The following is a 22,080-nucleotide window of genomic DNA, read 5'->3' on the forward strand; positions in this document are numbered from 1 at the left end:
ATAAAACTGATCTAAAAAGTAATAATTTTGAGACATTCCATTATAAACAGAGTTCTTTTTATCTTTAAAATAATACTTTATTTAATATAGTCAGCCACTTTAGAAACCTCAATATAGGGCTTAATTTTACCTAAAACTTCATTAACATGATATGGATGTATCTGATATTCATTCATGTCATCTACAGAATCAAATCTAGTTATAAGACATACATCAAAAGATCTATCCGTATGAAGCTCATCTATTCCTACTTCTATCTCCTTAAGCTCAGGTATTTTTCCTTCCATAGCTTTAAGAGTATTTGCTACAAAATCTACGTTTTTCCTTGTATTTTCTTTTAACTTAAATAAAACCACATGTGTAAACAACTTTTTACCCCCTATACATTAACCCATTTTATTTAATTATTTTTTAGTACCTTAGCTGATAGCATAGCCTTTGACATAATCTCTTTATTTTGATTATACATTGTCACTTCTACCTTTGAATAATATCTTCCTCTATCTATTACTTCAGAATATACATCAATTATCCTACCCATTTGAACTGGCTTAGTAAAATAAGATGTGAAACTATCTATAGCTACATTTGTAATACCATTTTGTCTTAACACCATAGTTCCCATAGTTGATAAAAGCATATTTAATGCATTCCATGATGCAGTACCTATAGAGTCAAGCATTTCAGGTACAATTTCTCCCCAGAAATGCATCTTATTCTTACTAGACTCAAATTCAAAATTCTTTAAAATTAAATCATCCATAGTATGACCTACATGAGGCTGTCTTGTAACTATTTGTAATGCCTTTATTACATCTCCTCTGGAAATTATACCTATTAATTTCTTTTTATATACCACTGGGCATATTTGAATTCCATCCCAAGCCATGATATGTGCTGCATAGGCAACTGTGCTTGTAGGGTTTAACACAATAGGATTCTTTGTCATAATGGTATTTACGATCTCATTGTCATCATGATTATTTATTTGAGTTATACTTACAAGACCTATAACTCTAGATTCCTCATCTAAAACTGGAAATCTTTCATGCCTAGTTTTCTCTGATAATTCTTTTAATGCTTTAATCTTGTCCCATACATTTAAGTATTCTGGATTTTTATCCATAATATCTTCTACTAATACAATTTCCTTCTTAACATTATTTTCATATATAGCCTTATTTATCATGCTTGCAACAGTAAAGGTATCATAGGTACAGGATATTACAGGCAAATTTGTTTTATCTGCTAGAGTCTTTATTTCATCACTACATTGAAAGCCCCCAGTGATAAGCACAGCACATTGATTTTCAAGAGCTAATCTTTGAGCTTTTTCTCTATTTCCTACTATAAGTAACGAACCTGGGCTTATGTATCTCTTAATGGTTTCAACTTCCATGGCTCCTATTATAAATCTTTCAAGAAAATTATTCTCTCCACCCTTACCACCAATTAAGGTTCCATCTACCATGTTTACAATTTCCCTAAAGGATATCTTGTCAATATTCTTTTTTTCTAACTTTTCTACTCTTACTGTACCAACCCTAGGAATTGTATTGACAATTCCTATAGATTCACACTCCTTTATTGCTCTATATGCCGTTCCTTCACTAACACCTAATTTACTACTAATTCCTCTAACAGATATCTTAGTATTTATATCTAAGGATAGAATATATTTAATTATTTCTTCATGTTTTGACATGCCTATCTACCCTCTTTCCTAAGCTCATCAGCTATTTTTTCGATTCGTCTAAGACGATGATTTACTCCTGATTTTCCTACAGGTGGATTTAACATAGCTCCTAACTCCTTTAAGGATTCATCTGGGAAGGCAAGCCTTAATTTAGCTACTTCCTTTAAATTTTTAGGTAGTCTATCAAGTCCAATTTCACTTTCAATAAGCTTTATACTTTCCACCTGTCTTACAGCTGCATTAACAGTTTTACTAAGATTTGCAGTTTCACAATTAACAATTCTATTTACATTATTTCTCATTTCCTTCATGATTCTTATATTTTCAAGCTCTAATAATGCATTATGTGCACCTATTATATTCAAAAGATCTACTATTTGCTCTCCCTCTTTTAAATATATTACAAAACTATTTTTCCTTTGTATTACTTTAGAATTAAGCTTATAACTGTTAATAAGATCACTAAGTTCATTGGCATAATCTTGATCGTGAGTTACAAATTCTAAATGGTAAGTTTTCTCTGGGTTACTAATACTTCCTCCCCCTAAAAAAGCTCCCTTTATATATGCTCTTTTACAATTTTCATTTTTTATTACTTCACCAGGTACTCCGTAGTGTATATTAAATAAGCCATCCTTTTCTATTATTCCCAATTCTTGAAGGAGTCCCTTTACATCTACTTCTTCTGGTATTAAAACCATATATATATTATTCTTCTTTAACGAATTGCTTTTCTTTACTAATAATTTAGTGTGAATATCATAGAAATCTTTTAAATTCTTAAAAATCCATCTTGCTATAGCTGGATTTTCAGTTACTATCTTAAATGTAATAGATCTGTTAAATCCAAAACCCAAGGTTCCACTTGACTTCATTATAGCTGATAATTGGGCAGCTATTTCATCTTTAGATAATTCACTATTTCTACATACTTCATTTTTTACCTTTAGTGAAAATGACATTTCTCTACTCCCTATCCTTTTTTTCTCTTCTTAATCTCTGTGATAAATATATATATTCAAAAATTCTTTTCTCATCATTAATCATTTTTTTCTTTAATATAGTTTCTATAAGTATTTTAGCAAGCTTATCCTCATCATGTCTTATGAGTTCTTTTTTAATCTTTATCATATCAAATTCTATATATTTTACATTTAGCTTATCTTTGTCACCATGGTCAAGTTGAACAAAGGTTGAGCCCTTTTGTAAGTATCTTTCTTTTATATTTTCTTCTTCCTTTGAGAGTCCTTTATTTACAATAGCATAATCAATAGGCATACCTTGGCAATGTTTCATTATAGCTCTTATATGATCTTGAACACTAAAGTTATCACTCTCACCTGGTTGAGTCATTATATTTGATACGTAAATTTTTAATGCTTTAGTGGCCTTTACAGCCTCTCTTATATCACCTACCATTAGATTAGGTATTATACTAGTATACACACTTCCTGGACCTAATATAACTGCATCAGCATCTCTTATAGCATCAACGGCCTCTTGAACTCCCTTAGCATCTTTAGGTTCTATAAATACTCTATCTATAGGTGATTTTCTATTTAAACTCTCAGTAGGTATTGATGATTCTCCTTTTATTATGTCTCCATTTTTTAGTTTTGCATATAACTGCACATTTTCTAGAGTAACAGGTAGTACTTTTCCAGTTACTGCTAAAACCTCACTAGTTTTTTTAATAGCCTCTAAAAAATTTTCGGAAATTCCATTCATAGCTGCTAAAAATAAATTACCAAAACTTTGATTTTCTAAAGAACCATCCTTAAATCTATACCTAAAGAGCTGTTCCATCAAAGGTTCAGTATCTGCTAAAGCTATTATGCAGTTACGAATATCTCCTGGTGGTAACATTCCTAAATCTTGCCTCAGTACTCCAGAACCTCCTCCATCATCAGCCACTGTAACTACTGCGGTTATATTAGTGGTATATCTTTTTAGTCCACTAAGCATATTGGAGAGCCCTGTTCCACCTCCAATAACTACCACTTTAGGACCTTTTACTAATATACTATTTTTAAAAAAATCATCGTCAAAATTTTTCTTTCCCATTGAAAAATTCAAGGCTTCAAACTTTATTATATCTACTACTCTTTTAGTATACTTCTCTAAACTTATATAGGTCAATATACACCCTAAAACTAGTATTGCTACTAAAAATAATTTAACAGAAACACCCTCATTCCATCTCCTTATAAGCTCAATTATAGCATAGGAAATTAAAAATACACCTAATATAATTTGGCATATCCACCTCTTAATTCCCACTCCAGGCATTAACCCGTCCTTAAGCTTCATCGCTTTCCAGCTCCTCTACTTACATCCTCATTTATATCTCTATGATCTATGGTTACACTATTACCATTATGATTTAAAGTCTCATATACTTTATTTGCAATAGCAACAGAACGATGTCTACCTCCTGTACATCCAATAGCAACAATCAATTGCCTTTTTCCTTCTATTTTATAATTAGGAATTAAAAATTTAAGCATCTCTATAAATTTTTCTACAAATTGCTGTGTTTCAACTTTAGATAATACATAATCTTTTACCGGCTTATCTAGCCCGCTAAAAGGCTTTAGATCAGCAATATAATATGGATTAGGAATAAATCTTACATCCATAACTAAATCCGCATCTAAAGGTATTCCATATTTAAATCCAAAGGAAATTACATTAATAAGTAAAGGACCTTCAATTTGACCTTCATCTCCATAGGCCATAGTTATTTCTTCATTAAGCTCTTTATTAGTAAGTTTTGATGTATTTATTATTTTACTAGCCCTCTCCCTTATTCCTTTTAGTTTTTTCTTTTCTATACTTATACCATTAATAATCCTTCCATCTGGTGCAAGAGGATGTTTTCTTCTTGATTCTTTATATCTTTTAACTAAAGTTTCATCTGTAGCTTCAAGGTATAATACTTCATATAGGTAACCTTCTTTATCAAGAGTTGACAAACTCCCTAATAAGTCATCAAAAAATGTTCTCCCTCTAATATCTACTACTATGGCAATTTTATCTATTTTACCTTCAGTTTTAAAGCACACTTCAGCAAACTTTATTATAAGTGTTGGTGGTAAATTATCTACACAGTAAAACCCTAAATCCTCAAGGGATCTTATTGCTTGTGTCTTACCTGCTCCTGACATACCTGTAACTATCAAAAATTTCATTCTATCACACCTCTTTTGCATATTTAATTCCAGTAAAATCTGTAAATTTAATCTTATTTTTATTTAAAATTATACATCTTTAAATTAATAATTTTAATAATTATTAACACCAATATCTATATATTATACACATTAATTATATCATATAGTAATTTATATTACTAAAAAAGATATAGGATAAATATTTATTTATCCTATATCTCTCACATAAAATTTAAAAAATTAACAACATTATTTTTATATTTAAATATTTATTTTATAGATTCAATTAATGATTTAAATCCAGGTAAGGCATTTTCTATAGTACTGTAGGCTACACAATAAGCAATTCTAATATATCCTGGACAAGCAAAAGAAGTTCCAGGAACTATTAAAATATTATATTTTTTTGCCATATTACAGAATTCAATATCGTTCTCTATAGGTGATTTAACAAATAAATAGAAAGCACCTTCTGGTTTTATACAATTATATCCATAAGAAGTAAGTTCACTATAAAGTAGTTCTCGATTTTTATTATAAAAATCAATATTTACTTTATCATCTAAGCATCTAGCTATTACTCTTTGGAAAAGTGATGGCGCATTTACATATCCTAAAATACGAGTAGCTACATTAGCAGCAGATACAACATTTTCAAAATCGGATACTTCATTTGGAATAACTAAATATCCAATTCTTTCTCCTGGTAATGAAAGAGATTTACTATAGGAATATCCAACAATTGTATTATCATAATACTTTGTTAAATATGGTACTTGAATGTTATCGTATACAAGTTCTCTATAAGGCTCATCTGATATTAGATATATGTCAGTTCCTAATTCCTTTTGTTTCTCTTTTAAGATATTAGTAAGTTTTATAATAGTCTCTTCTGAATAAACAACACCTGTAGGATTGTTTGGCGAGTTAATTATAACAGCTTTAGTCTTATCCGTAATTTTACTTTTAAACTCATCTAAATTAGGTTGAAAATCTATAGTGTTTGGTGATACTACTACAAGCTTTCCATCATAGTTAGCTGCATAACTTCTATACTCACCAAAGTATGGTGCAAATACTACTACTTCATCTTCTGGGTTTAAAAGAGTTTTAAAAGTCACGTTTAAACCACCTGCTGCCCCTACAGTCATAACTATATTCTTTTCTGTAAAACTTGTATTAAATTTTTTGTTAATTGAGTTTGCAATAGTTTCTCTAACATCCTCATATCCTGAGTTACTCATGTAACCATGAACCATGGTATTAGGTTCATTATTTAAAATATCTACAATTGCCTCCTTTACAGTGCTTGGCGGTTCAAGATTTGGATTTCCTAAACTGAAATCATAAACATTTTCTGCACCATAAATTGATGCGAGTCTTTTACCTTCTTCAAACATAGCTCTGATTAACGAACTACCTTTAACATAATCGACCATTTTTTTTGAAATCATATCCCCATCTCCCTATTTTTTATATTAGGTTAAACTATCTTCACCTATAATTTTAACTTCAGTGTGTAATTTAACCTTAAATTTTTCATAAACATTAGCTTTTACAACTTCAATAAGATCTAAAATATCCTTTGCCGTTGCATTGCCTCTATTTATGATAAATCCTGAATGTTTTTCAGATACCTGTGCGTCCCCAACGCTAGTACCCTTTAAGCCTGAATCTTGAATAAGCTTACCTGCAAAATATCCATCGGGTCTTTTAAATGTACTTCCTGCTGATGCATATTCTAAGGGTTGCTTACTTTTTCTTCTTTCTGCTAGATCGTCCATTCTTTCTTTGATCAAAGCTTTATCTCCATGAGACAATCTCATTCTTGTTTCCAGAACTATATAGCCATACTTTAAAATTGCACTATTTCTATATCCAAATTCTAGTTCTTCTTTACTTAATTCTCTAATGTTCCCCTCATTATCAATTACTAACGAACTTTCAATTACTTTTGCCATTTCTCCGTCATAGGCACCTGCATTCATTGCAGTAGCACCTCCAATAGATCCTGGTATCCCAGACGCAAATTCTAGCCCTGATAAACTATTCTTTAAAGCCTGATCAGCAACTGAATATAACTTAGCTCCACATTGTGCAGATATTAAATTTTCATCTACTACTATTTTATTTATGTGTCCTAGTTTTATGACTACTCCTCTTATTCCTCCATCTCTTATTATGAGATTAGATCCATTTCCTAATATGAAATAATCCACCTTATTTTCCTTGCATATGTTAATTAAGTCTTTAACCATTTCATAATTAGAAGGGTAAACTAATAGGTCAGCTGGTCCACCTACCTTAAAAGAAGTATGATTCTTCATTAGTTCATCTATTTTTACATTTTCATTCCCTGCTACATCTAAAACACTTCTTATAAAACTATCCTTTAATTTCATTGTATACCTCTTACTATATTATTATATATTAAGTATAAAATACTTACGTTATATATATCAACAGTTATTACATATTTCCTTAATTTTAAGTATACTATTCTATTAATAGTATAAACACTCTAATTCAATATTTGTATGCTGACATATGGTTATTAACTATTTTTCTTAAAATAATTAATTATACTTTCAGTAGCTTTCCCATCCATAGAAGGTGTAGCCATTAACTCTTCATAGGTAGCCTTTTTTATATTTTCAATACTACCAAATCTCTTTAGAAGTTCACGCCTTCTCTTTTCTCCTATTTTAGGTATTTCATCTAATATAGAATATAAAGTACGCTTATCTCTTAAAGTTCTATGATATGTAATGGCAAATCTATGAACTTCATCCTGAATCCTAGTTATTAAAAGCATAGCCTCGGAAGATGGCTTTAACAGAATTTCTTTATTTTTATAAATAAGTCCTCTTGTTCTATGCTTATCGTCCTTCACCATTCCACATACAGGTATATTAATATTTAACTCCTCCAATACTTGAAGTGCTATATTAATTTGTCCCTTTCCACCATCCATCATAATCAAGTCAGGAAAAATAGAAAACTTACCCGACTTAAAGTCCATACCATTATTATTTATTTTCCTTATTTCTTCTAATCCATGGGTAAATCTCCTTGTTAATATCTCTCGCATAGAGCCATAATCGTCTGCACCTTCTACAGTTTTAATTTTAAATCTTCTATAATCACTATTTTTAGCTACTCCATCTTGAAATACTACCATGGTTCCTACAGAATCCATTCCCATGATATTAGATATATCATAGGCTTCAATTCTACTAGGCATATCTTCAATCCCAAGAGCCTCTTGAATTTCAGAAAGTGCCACATTATTAAGTTCCTTGTCTACTTTATGTTTAATTTTAAACATTTCGAGAGCATGGCTAGCGTTTTTTTCTACCATATCAAGTGTCTTTCTCTTTTCTCCTTTATGTGGAACCTTTATAGTCACTCTATATTCTTTCTTTATAGATAACCATTGCTCTAAGATATCAATTTCATCACAATGACTTACATATACAGTCTTAGGTATAAAAGCAGTTCCACCATAAAAGTTTTTAATAAATTCCTCTATGACATAGGCAGGCTCTTCTCCTCCTGTATTGTCTAAAATAAAATCTTCTCTTCCAACGATTTTACCATCTCTTAAAAAGAATATCTGAATACAACTATCTTTTTCATCTTGAGAAATACCTATAAAATCCTCATTTTCAAAATTATTGCTAATAATCTTTTGCTTTTCATTTATTTTATCTATGGCTATCAACTTATCTCTTAAAGAAGCTGCTCTTTCAAAATCTAAATTTTCTGCTGCTTCTTCCATTTCAGTCTTAATCTTACTAGTAATCTTTGTATCCTTCCCTGTAAGTAAATCCACCACATCATTGATAATTTTTTTATATTCCTCTTTAGAAATTAATCCTTCACATGGTCCACTACATAATTTTATATGATAGTTAAGACAAACCCTTGTTTTAGATCCATTTTCCTTTATAACTCTTCTACATGTTCTAAGAGGGAATACCTTCTTTATAAGTTCATTTATAGTATATACTGCACTTCCATCCGTATATGGTCCAAAATATCTAGATGAATCATTTCCATAATTTCTTGTAACTAATACCCTTGGAAATTCTTCATTAGTAATTTTAATAAAAGGAAAATATTTATCATCTTTTAGTAAAATATTATATTTAGGACTATACTTTTTTATTAAATTACATTCTAGTATTAAAGCTTCTACTTCAGAATCTGTAACTATATACTCAAATTCACTTATATTCTTAACCATAGCTCTAACTTTTTCACTATGATTTTTAGAATTCTGAAAGTATTGTCTTACTCTATTTTTAAGATTTTTTGCTTTTCCTACATATATTACTTCTCTCAAAGAATTTCTCATTAAATAAACTCCAGGATTGTCTGGAAGATTTTTTAGATGATACTCAAAATCAAACATTAAATCACCTCACTTCTCATCCAAAAGTTGTTTCATCTTTAGTATAATACTTATTGAGCTTCAGTTTTAATGGAATGATGAATACTCATAAGGTATATTATATAATTATATTTTAAAAGTTTTAATATTAGTTTGCATTAAAAAAAGATTTCATAAGTTCCTTTGCCATAGCGCTGGCATTAAAGCTATCATTTCCACCTTCTTCTGCAATTATAGCAAAGGCTATTTCTGGGTCATCATAGCCTGCAAAGCCTATAAACCAAGTGTGTGGCTCCTTATCTCCAGAGTCATGGTCTGCAGTTCCAGTCTTTCCTGATACTTGAATGTTCCATAACTTTGCTGCCTGACCAGTTCCTTCATTTACAACAGCTTTCATATATTCCTTTAGCAATGCTGCATTTTCAGGAGTTGTAACAGTAGCTACTTCTTTTTGTTCATAGCTTTTAACTACTTTTCCTTCCGGACTAATGATTTCCTTTACTATATTAGGTTCCATCATTACACCATTATTAGCTATAGTACTAGCTACTAGCGCCATTTCTATTGGACTTGCTAGTACTCCACTTTGTCCTATACCACTTTGAGCTATATTCCCAACCTCATCACTTTTATATTTGGGAAAAATACTATTATCAATGGTAAGAGTTTCTGATGGAATATCCTTATTAAAGAAGAACTTTTCTGATGTTGCCTTTAAATTATCATTTCCAAGTTCCATAGTTAAGGTACCAAATACTACATTACTAGACTTTAAAAAGGCTGTTCTAAGTCCAATACTTCCATAAGCATACCCTTTGTAGTTTTCTAGGTATTCGCTTTCATTAAAACTAATTTTCCCCTCATCATTAAAGGTTCTGTTAGTTATATCTGACATATTCTCCAAAGCACTTATGGCTGTAATAACTTTAAAGGTTGAGCCTGGTGGGTAAAGACCCGAAACTGCTCTGTTCAAGAAAGGTGTATCCTCTTGTTGTGACAGCTTTTCAAAGTCTTCTTGTATTGTATTTGCATCAAAACTTGGTTTTGACACCATAGCAAGAACCTCTCCTGTCTTAGGATTTAATGCTACTATTGATCCCTTTCTATTACCTAAAACTTCAAAGGCTCTTTGTTGTAACTTAGAATTTAAGGTGGTCACTACATGATTTCCAACTTTATTATCATCCTTCTTATTAGAAAATATATCCTTTATGGAATTCACTGATTGTCCTGAAAGTTCTTTATCAAACTTCTTTTCAATTCCACTAGCCCCATACTTAGCATCATTATAACCAACCACATGAGAAAAAGCTACTCCTCCAACATATTTTCTTGTTTGAGAAAATTCCCCTGTTTTTTCACCTGTGGTTAAAGGATTCATATCTCTATCATAAATAGTTCCTCTAAGAACTCTACTTTTCTCCGCTTGATTTCTTTTATTATAAACACTCTCTAAAGCTATTTCACTTTTAAATAACGTACTATAACTTATATAGGAGATTAGAGCAATAAATAATAACAGAAATACAATCATTACATTTTTTATGTTCTTTTGTAGATTATTCATAATTACTACTCTCCTCTGATATTTTTTGTATTATACCTAATGAAAGATAACTTATCAGCATAGAACTTCCTCCATAACTAACAAAAGGTAAAGTTATTCCTGTAAGAGGTATAGCTCCAGTTACACCCCCAATAATTACAAGGGTTTGAGATACCATCATAGTACTATATCCAACGGCTAATAACCTTGAGAATTTATCCTTTATGTAGAGTGCAGCCCTTATACATCTGTAGAATAATAGAAAATTTAAAATTATAACTGCAAATCCAATAAGTAACCCTAGTTCTTCACAAATAGCTGCAAATATAAAGTCAGATTCCACTACTGGAATATATCCTGGATACCCATTTCCAAGTCCTACCCCAAAGAATCCTCCATTTGCTATAGCTATAAGGGATTGAACGAGCTGATGTCCTTCATCATATCCATACTTCCATGGGTTTCGCCATATCATAACCCTTATTTGAACATGATAAAATAAGTAATATCCTATGACACCACCAACTACAAATAACAGTAATGCTATTATCACATACTTTTTATTTGATGTAGCAATATAAAGCATAGTAAGTGCTATGGCAAAGAAAATTAACGCTGAACCCAAGTCTGTTTGAGCTAACATAAATAGCAATGATACCATCATTATCATAGCAGGCTCTATTAAACTTATATATTTATATGAGCTTTCTTTCCTAAATCCAATTACCTTTCCTATTTTAATCCAAAACTCCGAAGGCTTTTCATAATCCTTTAATGCTGAAGCAAGGTAAGCCACTAAGGCAATTTTTCCAAACTCAGAAGGTTGAAAACCGAATCCAAATAAACTTACCCAGTTTTTAGCTCCAAACTGTTCCTTTCCAAAAAAGGTACCCATAGACATAAATAATAACGTTATTATCAGATATAAATATTTGTACTTACTAAATCTTTTTAAGTCTGGAAGTATTACAACTACTAATATAAACATAGTCATACCTAAAGCAAAAAATATAATTTGCTTAGCTGTTAAAAAACTTCTAGTACCTTCCGCTATATAACTACCTCCTGATATGGGTAAATCCAACCTATATATCATAGCAATCCCTATAACAGCAAGGATGTTTGAAAATAATAATATAAATTTATCCCCATCTGGATAAAATCTTCTTATTACAAAGTGGGAATAACATAATAAACCACATATTATTGCTCCTATAAATATTGCACCCTTATCAATAGTTGGAGTTAGAATTGCTACATTAAAAAATAGTGCCATTACAAGCAAATAAGTAAATCTAAGCACTCTTTTTTCTTGTTTTATACCCTTCATACTTGCCTCCTAATAACTACATAAATTTAAAGGTAGCAGTTCCCACCTTTATTATATCCCCTGACTTTAATATAAGGGAATTCTTTATTCTAATATCATTAACCTTAGTTCCGTTAGTGCTCTCCAAATCTTCCAACACATACTCATTATTTCTTCTGAAAATTTTAACATGATGAGAAGAAACATATTTATCATCTAAGATTACTGTATTATCACTTTTTCTTCCCATAGTTAAGTTATCTACTATTGGTAGTATTCCTCCATTTTTTAGATTTGTATTTTCTCCAGCTACTATTATTTCTAGCCCAGAAGTAGCCTTTCTAGTTCTATTCCTTCTTTTACCCACTGATTTAGTATCTGTATACATTATTTTTAAAGCGTAGATTATAATAAAATAAACTATGGCTATTATTCCTAAATTCAATGCGAATTTTAAAATATTCATAAGCAAAACTCCTTTATACATATATAACATAACTAGCATCATTATAAATTATGATGCTAGTTACAAGTAATTATATCATCTTTTTTAGGTACTGTCCTGTATATGATTTAGAACATTTAATTACATCTTTAGGATTTCCTTTAACTATAATAGTTCCTCCCTGATCTCCACCTTCTGGTCCTAAGTCTATAATATAATCTGAACACTTTATCACATCTAAATTATGTTCAATTACTATTACAGTATTCCCTCCTTCTACAAGTCTTTGGAGAATTTTTATAAGTTTACTAACATCATCAATGTGTAATCCAGTAGTTGGTTCATCTAAGATATATAAAGTCTTTCCTGTACTTCTTTTAGATAATTCATAGGCAAGCTTTATTCTCTGTGCCTCTCCGCCTGATAATGTGGTTGATGGTTGACCTAATCTTATATAGGATAATCCAACATCCATAAGAGTTTGAAGTTTACTACTTATACGAGGTATATTTTCAAAGAAAGCTAACCCTTCCTCTACAGTCATATTTAAAACATCTGCAATGGTTTTTCCTTTGTATTTTACCTCTAATGTTTCTCTATTATATCTCTTTCCTTTACACACTTCACATTCAACATAGACATCAGATAAAAATTGCATTTCTATCTTTATTATTCCATCACCTTTGCAAGCTTCGCATCTTCCACCTTTAACATTAAAACTGAATCTACCTTGTTTATATCCTCTACTTTTAGCCTCGGGAACCATAGTAAAAATTTCTCTTATTAAATCAAATACTCCTGTATATGTAGCAGGATTACTTCTCGGTGTTCTTCCTATTGGACTTTGATCTATATTTATAATCTTATCAATCTGATCAGCACCTATAATTTCCTCATGTTTTCCTGGTAATTTCTTAGAACCATTTAATTTTCTATTTAACCCCTTATATAAAACCTGATTAACTAAAGTACTTTTCCCTGACCCTGAAACTCCTGTTACAGATGTAAATAATCCTAATGGAAAATCAACACTTACATTTTTTAGATTGTTTTCCTTTGCACCTTTAACTTTTATAACTCTATTTTTATCCATAATTCTATATTTTTTAGGCACATCTATAGTTCTATGCCCACTTAAATATTGTCCCGTAATGGACTCTTTGCACTTCATCACATGTTTTACTGTACCTGCAGCTACTATTTTCCCTCCATGCTCTCCTGCTCCTGGACCTATATCTACTAAGTAATCCGCTTCTCGCATAGTATCTTCGTCATGCTCAACTACAATTAAAGTGTTTCCTATGTCTCTAAGATGCTTTAAAGTCTTTATTAATTTATCATTATCTCTTTGATGCAAGCCAATACTCGGCTCATCTAAAATATATAAAACTCCCATCAAACTAGAACCAATTTGAGTTGCTAATCTAATTCTTTGCGCTTCTCCTCCTGATAAAGTACCTGATGCTCTACTTAAGTTAAGGTAACTAAGTCCTACATCCTTTAAAAAACTAAGTCTACTCTTAACTTCCTTTAATACTTGTTCTGCTACAATTTCATCCTTTTTAGATAATTTTAATGTGTCTACAAAATCAAGTTCTTCTATAATAGACATAGTACAAAATTCACTTATATTTTTACCACCTACAGTAACAGATAGAGCTTCTTTAGATAATCTTCTTCCCTTACACTTAGGACAAGGATTATCACTCATATACTCTTCTACTTCTCTCTTTATGTAATCTGAGTTAGTTTCCATATATCTTCTTTTTAAATTATTTATTATACCTTCATAAGCATAATTATATATACCAGTTTTAAATTCCTTGGTATACTCTATTCGTAATTTTTCTCCATTTGTTCCATATAAAACAGAATTTAAATTTTCTTCTGATAGTTCTTCTATAGGAGTATCTAAAGTAAAACCTCTTTTTTTAGCGAGAGCTTCTAATATGGCACGAGTCCATGAATCTTCCTTTAGACTACCTTCACCTAAAGTTAAAATTCCTCCACCTAATATGGATTTGCTTTTATCTGGAATTACCAAATCCTCATCTATCTCCATTAAAGTCCCAAGTCCATCACACTCATCACACTTTCCAAAGGGAGAATTGAAGGAAAACATTCTAGGCTCAATTTCACCAATACTTATTCCACAACTTACACATGAAAATTTTTCACTTAAAAGTATATCTTCTCCATCAATTACATTTAAGATAGCTATACCTTCACCTATTTTTAATGCTGACTCTAAAGAGTCTGTAATTCTTGATTCAATTCCCTCTTTAATAACTACTCTATCTATTACTATTTCAATGGTATGCTTTTTATTCTTCTCTAGTTTGATATCTTCATCTTCTAAATCTACCAGAACACCATCAATTCTTGCTCTAACATATCCATTTTTTTTAATGTTCTCAAGGACCTTTACATGTTCTCCTTTTTTCCCTGTAACTACAGGTGCTAAGATTTGAACCTTAGTTCTAGCTGGCAGAGTCATTGCCTGATCTACCATTTGGTCTACAGTCTGCTGGGTAATCTCCTTGCCACATTTCGGACAATGGGGTACACCTATCTTTGCATAAAGTAGTCTTAAATAATCATAAATTTCAGTTACTGTTCCTACTGTAGATCTTGGGTTTTTACTTGTAGTTTTTTGGTCAATAGATATAGCTGGTGATAGGCCTTCGATATACTCTACATCCGGTTTATTCATTTGGCCTAAAAACTGTCTCGCATAAGCTGAAAGAGACTCTACATATCTTCTTTGTCCTTCTGCATAAAGAGTATCAAAGGCTAAAGAAGATTTTCCTGAACCTGAAAGTCCAGTAAAAACAACAAATTTATCTCTTGGTATTTCTAAATCTACATTTTTAAGGTTATGTACTTTTGCACCTTTTATATAAATACTATTTCTCATAAATTTCTCCTTTACAAATTAAATTCTCTCTTCATACGTTCTATCTCATCTCTTAAAATCACTGCTCTTTCAAATTGTAAGTCCTTAGCTGCTTCTTTCATTTCTTTTTCTAGTTTAGTAATATGCTTAGTCAATTCCTTCTTATCTAAAAGCAAATCACTACTTGCTTCACTGATATATAAAGCTTCATCTTCTGCCACTGTAGAAATTTCTATAACATCTCTTATTTCCTTGATTATAGTCTTAGGTACTATATTATGATCATCATTATATTTTTCTTGAATACTTCTTCTTCTATTGGTCTCATTTATAGTTTTTTCCATAGAATTTGTCATATTATCAGCATACATTATTACTTTACTTTCTGAGTTTCTTGCAGCTCTACCTACAGTCTGAATTAAAGATGTTTCACTCCTTAAGAATCCTTCCTTATCTGCATCTAATATAGCAACTAATGCTACTTCTGGAATATCTAATCCTTCTCTTAAAAGATTTATTCCAATTAGCACATCATAATCTCCTCTTCGAAGATCTCTTATTATTTCCATTCTTTCCATAGTAATTATATCAGAATGTAAGTAAGTAGTTTTTACTCCTAACTCTTTTAAATATTTAGTTAAATCCTCTGCCATCTTCTTTGTAAGAGTTGTAACTAAAGTTCTAAACCCTCTTTCAGTAGTTTTGATAATCTCACCATATAAGTCATCAATTTGACCTTTTACTGGTCTTATTATAATTTCAGGATCTAATAATCCTGTTGGTCTTATTATTTGCTCTGCTATATTAGCTGAATGTTCATTCTCATAAACTCCAGGTGTAGCACTTACAAATAATACCTGATTTAATTTGTCTTCAAACTCTTCAAATTTAAGTGGTCTATTATCATAGGCTGATGGAAGTCTAAATCCATACTCTACTAAAGAAGTTTTTCTAGATCTGTCTCCTCCATACATAGCCTTAATTTGTGGTAGTGTAACATGACTTTCATCTACAAAGAAAAGAAAATCATCTGGGAAATAGTCAATAAGAGTTTGTGGTGGTGTTCCTTTTGCTCTTCCATCTAATATTCTAGAATAATTTTCTATTCCAGTACAATAACCTACTTCCCTCATCATTTCTATATCAAAATTGGTTCGTTGTTTTAATCTTTGAGCTTCTAATAACTTATCCTCATCCTTTAGCTCCCTTAATCTCTCTTCTAATTCAAATTCAATTTGAGAGATAGCTCTCTCTAAATTTTCCTTTGATGTAGCAAAGTGCGATGCTGGGAATATAGATACATGCTTTCTTCCACTAATTATATTGCCTGTTAATACATCAAACTCACGGATTCTGTCTATTTCATCTCCGAAAAACTCAACTTTTATCCCTTTATTAGTTGATGATGCTGGAAATATATCTAGCACGTCTCCTCTAACTCTAAAGGTTCCTCTTACAAAATTTATATCATTTCTTTCGTATTGAATATCCACTAGCTGACTAATAACACTATTTCTATCTTTAATCATACCTTCTCGTAAAGATACAGTAAGCTTTCTATAATCCTCTGGATTTCCTAGCCCATATATACATGATACAGAAGCCACAACTATAACATCTCGTCTTTCTATCAAGGCTGAAGTAGCTGAGTGTCGTAGCTTTTCTATCTCCTCATTTATTGATGCATCCTTTTCTATATAGGTGTCAGTTTGAGCCATATAAGCTTCTGGTTGATAGTAATCGTAGTAAGAAACAAAGTACTCAACAGCATTTTCTGGAAAAAACTCTTTAAATTCAGAGCATAATTGAGCTGCTAAAGTCTTATTATGAGCAAGAATTAAAGTTGGTCTTTGAACTCTCTCAATAATATTTGCCATAGTAAATGTCTTCCCTGATCCTGTTACTCCAAGTAAAGTTTGATATTTTTTATCTTCAAGGATTCCTTTAACTATACTATCTATTGCTTCAGGTTGATCTCCAGTTGGCTTAAATTTTGAATGAATCTTAAACTGACCCATGATACATCACCTCATCTTTTTATAAAAAAATTATTCTTTATCGTTACTATCTTTCTTTTCTTTAATTTTATTTAGAATATCAGAAAAACTAGAACCACCTGGCTTTGCTACAGTAGCCTGCTTTGGAACTTCTCTAGGAACTATAACAATTCCTAATTTTTCTTTATTATTTTTTACTCTACATTCTAGTTCTTCCATAGATCCATTTTCTCTTCTAACCTTCATATTAATAATATCCGGAAGACGTTCTAACATATTAAATATAATTTCATCCTTATATAATTTAATATTATTTATTTCTAATATTAAATCTCCCATTTTAACTCCCATATTTTTAGCTATCGAATCATGGGCCACATCTAGAACACATACTCCCTCTTCATTGCTCACATACTTTATTTTACCTTTCTTTTCTGCTAAGCGATCAATATATAACATATACTCATGTAATACAGGCATCAATGTAAGAATTATCACATCTAAAATCTTATTTATATCCCCAAGAAAAGATAATAGAATTAATACAGTACCATAGCCTAAAATTAATAGTCCTGAGAATATTGGCTTATTTTTTTTACTTTTTGTAAATGTTATGGTAGCATAATTAACTCCTGCAAAAATCGGTAGTGCACCAATTACCATAGTAGCAAATATCAACATGTTTTTATTATGATTAATTATTGGCCACCATTCTGGAGTGTTTACACTTCCCCCCATAACTGTATTGGCACTAGTAGCCTGTACCATTAATAATATTATCATTGGTAATATCCATTGTCTTCTATATGCAAATCCACCTATGATTTTTTTATCTCTTGATCCAAATACAGGTATAGCACCTCTTTTCCCATCAAAGATTACTAATAACCCTTCAACAATATGCATTACTGCAACCAATACCAATAAATTAGTTATATCCATTTTTAGTATATCTAAACTTGGATTCTCCATAATTAATGATATAAAATACAACAGTATTGATAATAGTCCCAAAATAGCTCCTGAATATGAAAGACAAACTAATTTTGGACTAAAGAACATTAACGCTACTGATAATATAAATATCAGAAATATATTAGAAGTTTCATAAAAAGTAATCCCCAAAAATGTAAGAATTAAACTAGCTACTACACCTCCTAATATTCCCATAACTATTTGTGACACAGTAAGTTCAAAAGCCGTTGATGAGTTTTTACCCATAATTAATCTTTCCATCACTGTAGTTTTTTTATTTTTCATATAGAATACAACAGCCATCATTATTAATATAAGCGCATAAGACGGCTCCACAATAGCATAGGACACCTGCTGCAAAGTATACTTTAAAAGTTCCATTATTTTTCTCCTTCTCATTATGTAACAAAGAGTAGATGTGCATAAGTAAAATTAAGTATCTACTATAATAGATACTTAATTTTACATCATCCTTTATCTACTTGAAACTATAAAATTAATTTTATTAATTTTTCTATATGTTAACTTATTTTAATTAGTATTTATTATAATAAAAATACTCATATCTATTATAATACCCTATATTTTATTACTTAATCTTTTCTTTTGCCACTTCCAAAGCCTTTTCAAATTGAGGATCTACTGATTTATCATAGGCTTTCCCTTTTAGTTCTTCTGGATACTCAACTAAAATATCTGGCTCTATTCCTATACCATGGATATTCTGCCCATTAGGAGTATAGTATTTTGATATAGTAACCTTTAATGCAGTTCCATCTCTAAATCCATCTCTATCCCTATAAAAAGTTGTTTGAACAACACCCTTACCAAAAGTCTTAGTACCTACTAAAGTTCCTAACTTATAATCTTTTATAGCTCCTGTAAATATTTCTGAAGCACTTGCACTCCCCTCATCTATTAATATAGTAAGTGGTAATCCTTCAGCAATTCCACCTACAGAATTATAATCCTTCCTATTTCCATTCTTATCTTCCGTATAAACTATATTCTTATTCTTAGGAATAAATTGTGAACACATATTCACAGTTTGATCTAATAATCCTCCTGGATTTTCTCTTAGGTCTACTATTAAACTCTTCATTCCTTTTGAGTTTAAATCTTTAATTGCGTTTTCAAAATTGCTAGATGTATTTTCATCAAACATAGTTACCTGAATATATCCTACTTGACTATCAATCATTTCTTTTTTTACAGTTATCATTTCTATTTCATCTCTTACAGCTTTAACATTAAAAGAACCTTTGTTTTCCCTAGATAAAGTAAGTTCTACAGCTTCTCCTTTTTCACCTTTCATAGTTTTCACTGCTTTTTCTAAGTCCTTGCCTTCAACCTTTGTACCATTTACGCTTTCAATTATATCTCCTGAAAGTATTCCCACTTTTTCTGCAGGTGAATTTTCAAAGGTAGCTACTACAACTATCTTATCTTCCTTAACTCCTACCTGTATTCCTAATCCAACATAATTTCCTTCTGTTTGAGAATAGAAGTCTTTAAACTCTTCGGCATTCATATATGTTGTATATGGGTCTCCTACAGCTTCTGTCATTCCCGCTGCTGCTCCATCTATAAGTTTATTAATATCAATTTCACCCAAATAATATCTATCTAATTTATCTTTTATAGTATATAACTTTTCAAAGTCTACTATATTTTCATATGTTTTTCTACTAACTATAACTTTACCATCTGGTAGCTTAAAAGATATATAGTTAGATAATCCTAAAGTAATTAAATTTGTCACTATCAAAAGAGCCACTATACCCGTTACTCTTTTCCATTTATTTTTCTTACCATCCATAAAAATCACCCTCTCATTCTCATATATTTATTATTACTTTTTATCCCCGATAATAATACTATGAAATTTAAAATATTTTATTAATCCTTTCTATTACCAATATATTATATTATACACAAATAAGACTAAGAAATAAATTCTTAGTCTTATTTGTTCTTTATAATTTAAACTTTTAAGAATTTTCTCATGGATATTATGCTTCCAATAGCGCCTATGAAAACTCCGCATCCCAGGAATTCCCAAACAATCACCTTCAATATATAAGAAATACCTACTAAATCAAATCCAAATAGTGTATCGGCACTTAAATTATTAATTATAATAGCATATATAAAACCTAGTGCTACTACCGATATGACTGCTCCCAATATTCCAAGTATCATACCTTCTATTATAAATGGCCATCTAATAAACCAATCTGTAGCTCCTACATACTTCATTATTCCTATTTCTTTTTTTCTCGTAAACACTGTAATTTTTATGGTATTTCCTATTAAGAATAGAGATATCATAATAAAAACTACAAATGCTACTGCAGCACCTATTTTAAATGAATCTGTAAGCTTAGAAATTTTTGCAATTATAGATCTTGCATCCTTTATTTCATCAATACCATTCATATCTTTAATACTACTTACAACTTTATCTACTACTAGCGGCTCTTTAACATTTACTGTAAAGGAAGCTGGGAATGGATTATTATCCTCAAATCCAGATGTTAACTGACCTAATTCATCATTCATTTGTTCCTTTACATCTTTCAAAGCATCTTCCTTGCTTTGAAAAGTTATCTTATCAATACCATCTACTTCTTTAATTTTATTCTCTATAGCATTTTTATTATTATCACTTATACCCTCTTTTAAGTAAATTTTCACCTCAACCATGGATCCTAATTGCGTAATTAATTTATCTGCATTAGCAACTCCTAATGTTATAGCTCCTAATAAAAAAAGTGTAGCTGTTACTGTAGCTATAGATGCTATACTTAAAGTTTTATTTCTTTTTATACTTTTAAGTGCTTCCTTAAATGAATATTTAAAAGAATCAAATTTCATAACCATATTTCCCCCTTTCCTCATCTCTGGCAATAACACCCTTCTCAATAGCTATAACTCTCTTTTTCATAGAGTCAACTATGTCTCTTGCATGGGTTGCCATAACAATGGTAGTTCCTGCTCTACTAATATCACTTAAAATATCCATAATTTCTAATGAAGTTTCAGGATCTAGGTTACCTGTTGGTTCATCAGCAATTAATAATGATGGGCTATTTACTATAGCTCTAGCTATAGATACTCTTTGTTGTTCTCCACCTGATAACTCTGTAGGTAAAGCATCTCTCTTTTTTGATAATCCTACCATTGAAAGCACTGCTGGAACCTTTTTTTGTATATCCTTTTCGCTTGATCCTATAACTCTTAGTGCAAAAGCTACATTATCAAATACATTCAAACTTTGTATCAATCTAAAATCTTGAAACACTACTCCAATTTTTCTTCTATAATAAGGCACTTCTTTCCTTGTTAGCTTTGTTAAATCTGATCCTGCAACTATAACCGAACCCGCTGTTGGATCAACTTCTTTTAATAACATCTTTATAAAGGTAGATTTTCCTGCTCCACTTGGGCCTACTAAGAAAACAAATTCACCCTGGTCAATATGTACATTTAAATTAGATAAAGCTAGTACATTGTTATTATAAACCTTAGTAACATTTTTAAAATCTATCATAATTATTAACTCTCCTCGACTTTTTACTTTTTATCTGTGTATATTATAACATAAAAATTTAAAATGCAAGTCCTACATAAGTTAAAAAATAATA

The 22,080-nt window shown here is 30.6% G+C and carries 17 protein-coding genes; all 17 read right to left on the reverse strand.

Going from position 1 to position 22,080, the window contains the following annotated elements:
• Positions 1-77: 77 nt before the first annotated feature.
• Positions 78-368 carry a Dabb family protein gene (locus IO99_RS07860; protein WP_035132145.1) on the reverse strand — a complete coding sequence of 97 codons (291 nt, stop codon included), beginning with the start codon at positions 366-368 and terminating at the stop codon, positions 78-80.
• A 32-nt stretch (positions 369-400) separates the two neighbouring features.
• Positions 401-1,705, reverse strand: coding sequence for a DRTGG domain-containing protein (locus IO99_RS07865; protein ID WP_035132147.1), 1,305 nt, complete (start codon positions 1,703-1,705; stop codon positions 401-403).
• Positions 1,706-1,707: 2 nt separating this feature from the next.
• A complete protein-coding gene (gene whiA / locus IO99_RS07870) occupies positions 1,708-2,658 on the reverse strand; it encodes a DNA-binding protein WhiA (protein ID WP_035132149.1) in 951 nt (316 codons plus the stop codon).
• 4 nt (positions 2,659-2,662) lie between these two features.
• Entirely contained in the window at positions 2,663-4,006 is a 1,344-nt protein-coding gene (locus IO99_RS07875) for a gluconeogenesis factor YvcK family protein (protein ID WP_035132151.1), read from the reverse strand.
• The gene (rapZ, locus tag IO99_RS07880; RefSeq protein WP_035132153.1) at positions 4,003-4,887 is read right to left on the reverse strand and encodes an RNase adapter RapZ; all 885 of its coding nucleotides are present in this window, start codon (positions 4,885-4,887) and stop codon (positions 4,003-4,005) included. Before rapZ ends, IO99_RS07875 begins: the two co-directional genes overlap by 4 nt.
• A 251-nt stretch (positions 4,888-5,138) precedes the next feature.
• The gene (locus tag IO99_RS07885; RefSeq protein WP_035132155.1) at positions 5,139-6,323 is read right to left on the reverse strand and encodes a pyridoxal phosphate-dependent aminotransferase; all 1,185 of its coding nucleotides are present in this window, start codon (positions 6,321-6,323) and stop codon (positions 5,139-5,141) included.
• Positions 6,324-6,347: 24 nt separating this feature from the next.
• On the reverse strand, positions 6,348-7,271 hold the full coding sequence (gene murB, locus IO99_RS07890; RefSeq protein WP_035132156.1) for a UDP-N-acetylmuramate dehydrogenase: 924 nt from the start codon (positions 7,269-7,271) through the stop codon (positions 6,348-6,350).
• Between the two features lie 152 nt (positions 7,272-7,423).
• Complete coding sequence (gene uvrC, locus IO99_RS07895; protein ID WP_035132158.1) at positions 7,424-9,286, reverse strand: excinuclease ABC subunit UvrC; 1,863 nt, start codon at positions 9,284-9,286, stop codon at positions 7,424-7,426.
• Positions 9,287-9,413: 127 nt separating this feature from the next.
• Complete coding sequence (locus IO99_RS07900; RefSeq protein WP_035132160.1) at positions 9,414-10,832, reverse strand: peptidoglycan D,D-transpeptidase FtsI family protein; 1,419 nt, start codon at positions 10,830-10,832, stop codon at positions 9,414-9,416.
• Positions 10,825-12,141, reverse strand: a complete 1,317-nt coding sequence (locus IO99_RS07905) for an FtsW/RodA/SpoVE family cell cycle protein (RefSeq protein WP_035132162.1) — start codon at positions 12,139-12,141, stop codon at positions 10,825-10,827. The genes IO99_RS07900 and IO99_RS07905 overlap by 8 nt, the downstream gene beginning before the upstream one ends.
• A gap of 16 nt (positions 12,142-12,157) precedes the next feature.
• On the reverse strand, positions 12,158-12,586 hold the full coding sequence (locus tag IO99_RS07910) for an FHA domain-containing protein (protein ID WP_035132164.1): 429 nt from the start codon (positions 12,584-12,586) through the stop codon (positions 12,158-12,160).
• 70 nt (positions 12,587-12,656) lie between these two features.
• Positions 12,657-15,482, reverse strand: coding sequence for an excinuclease ABC subunit UvrA (gene uvrA / locus IO99_RS07915; RefSeq protein WP_035132166.1), 2,826 nt, complete (start codon positions 15,480-15,482; stop codon positions 12,657-12,659).
• 11 nt (positions 15,483-15,493) lie between these two features.
• Positions 15,494-17,479 carry an excinuclease ABC subunit UvrB gene (gene uvrB, locus IO99_RS07920; RefSeq protein ID WP_035132168.1) on the reverse strand — a complete coding sequence of 662 codons (1,986 nt, stop codon included), beginning with the start codon at positions 17,477-17,479 and terminating at the stop codon, positions 15,494-15,496.
• A gap of 30 nt (positions 17,480-17,509) precedes the next feature.
• Entirely contained in the window at positions 17,510-18,814 is a 1,305-nt protein-coding gene (locus tag IO99_RS07925; protein ID WP_035132170.1) for a PDZ domain-containing protein, read from the reverse strand.
• A 208-nt stretch (positions 18,815-19,022) separates the two neighbouring features.
• Positions 19,023-20,252, reverse strand: coding sequence for a S41 family peptidase (locus IO99_RS07930; protein ID WP_035132172.1), 1,230 nt, complete (start codon positions 20,250-20,252; stop codon positions 19,023-19,025).
• A gap of 164 nt (positions 20,253-20,416) precedes the next feature.
• Complete coding sequence (gene ftsX, locus IO99_RS07935) at positions 20,417-21,310, reverse strand: permease-like cell division protein FtsX (RefSeq protein WP_035132217.1); 894 nt, start codon at positions 21,308-21,310, stop codon at positions 20,417-20,419.
• Positions 21,300-21,986 carry a cell division ATP-binding protein FtsE gene (ftsE, locus tag IO99_RS07940; RefSeq protein WP_035132175.1) on the reverse strand — a complete coding sequence of 229 codons (687 nt, stop codon included), beginning with the start codon at positions 21,984-21,986 and terminating at the stop codon, positions 21,300-21,302. Before ftsE ends, ftsX begins: the two co-directional genes overlap by 11 nt.
• Positions 21,987-22,080: the final 94 nt, after the last annotated feature.

This window comes from Clostridium sulfidigenes (assembly GCF_000732635.1).
In the GTDB taxonomy this organism is placed as follows: domain Bacteria; phylum Bacillota; class Clostridia; order Clostridiales; family Clostridiaceae; genus Clostridium_J; species Clostridium_J sulfidigenes.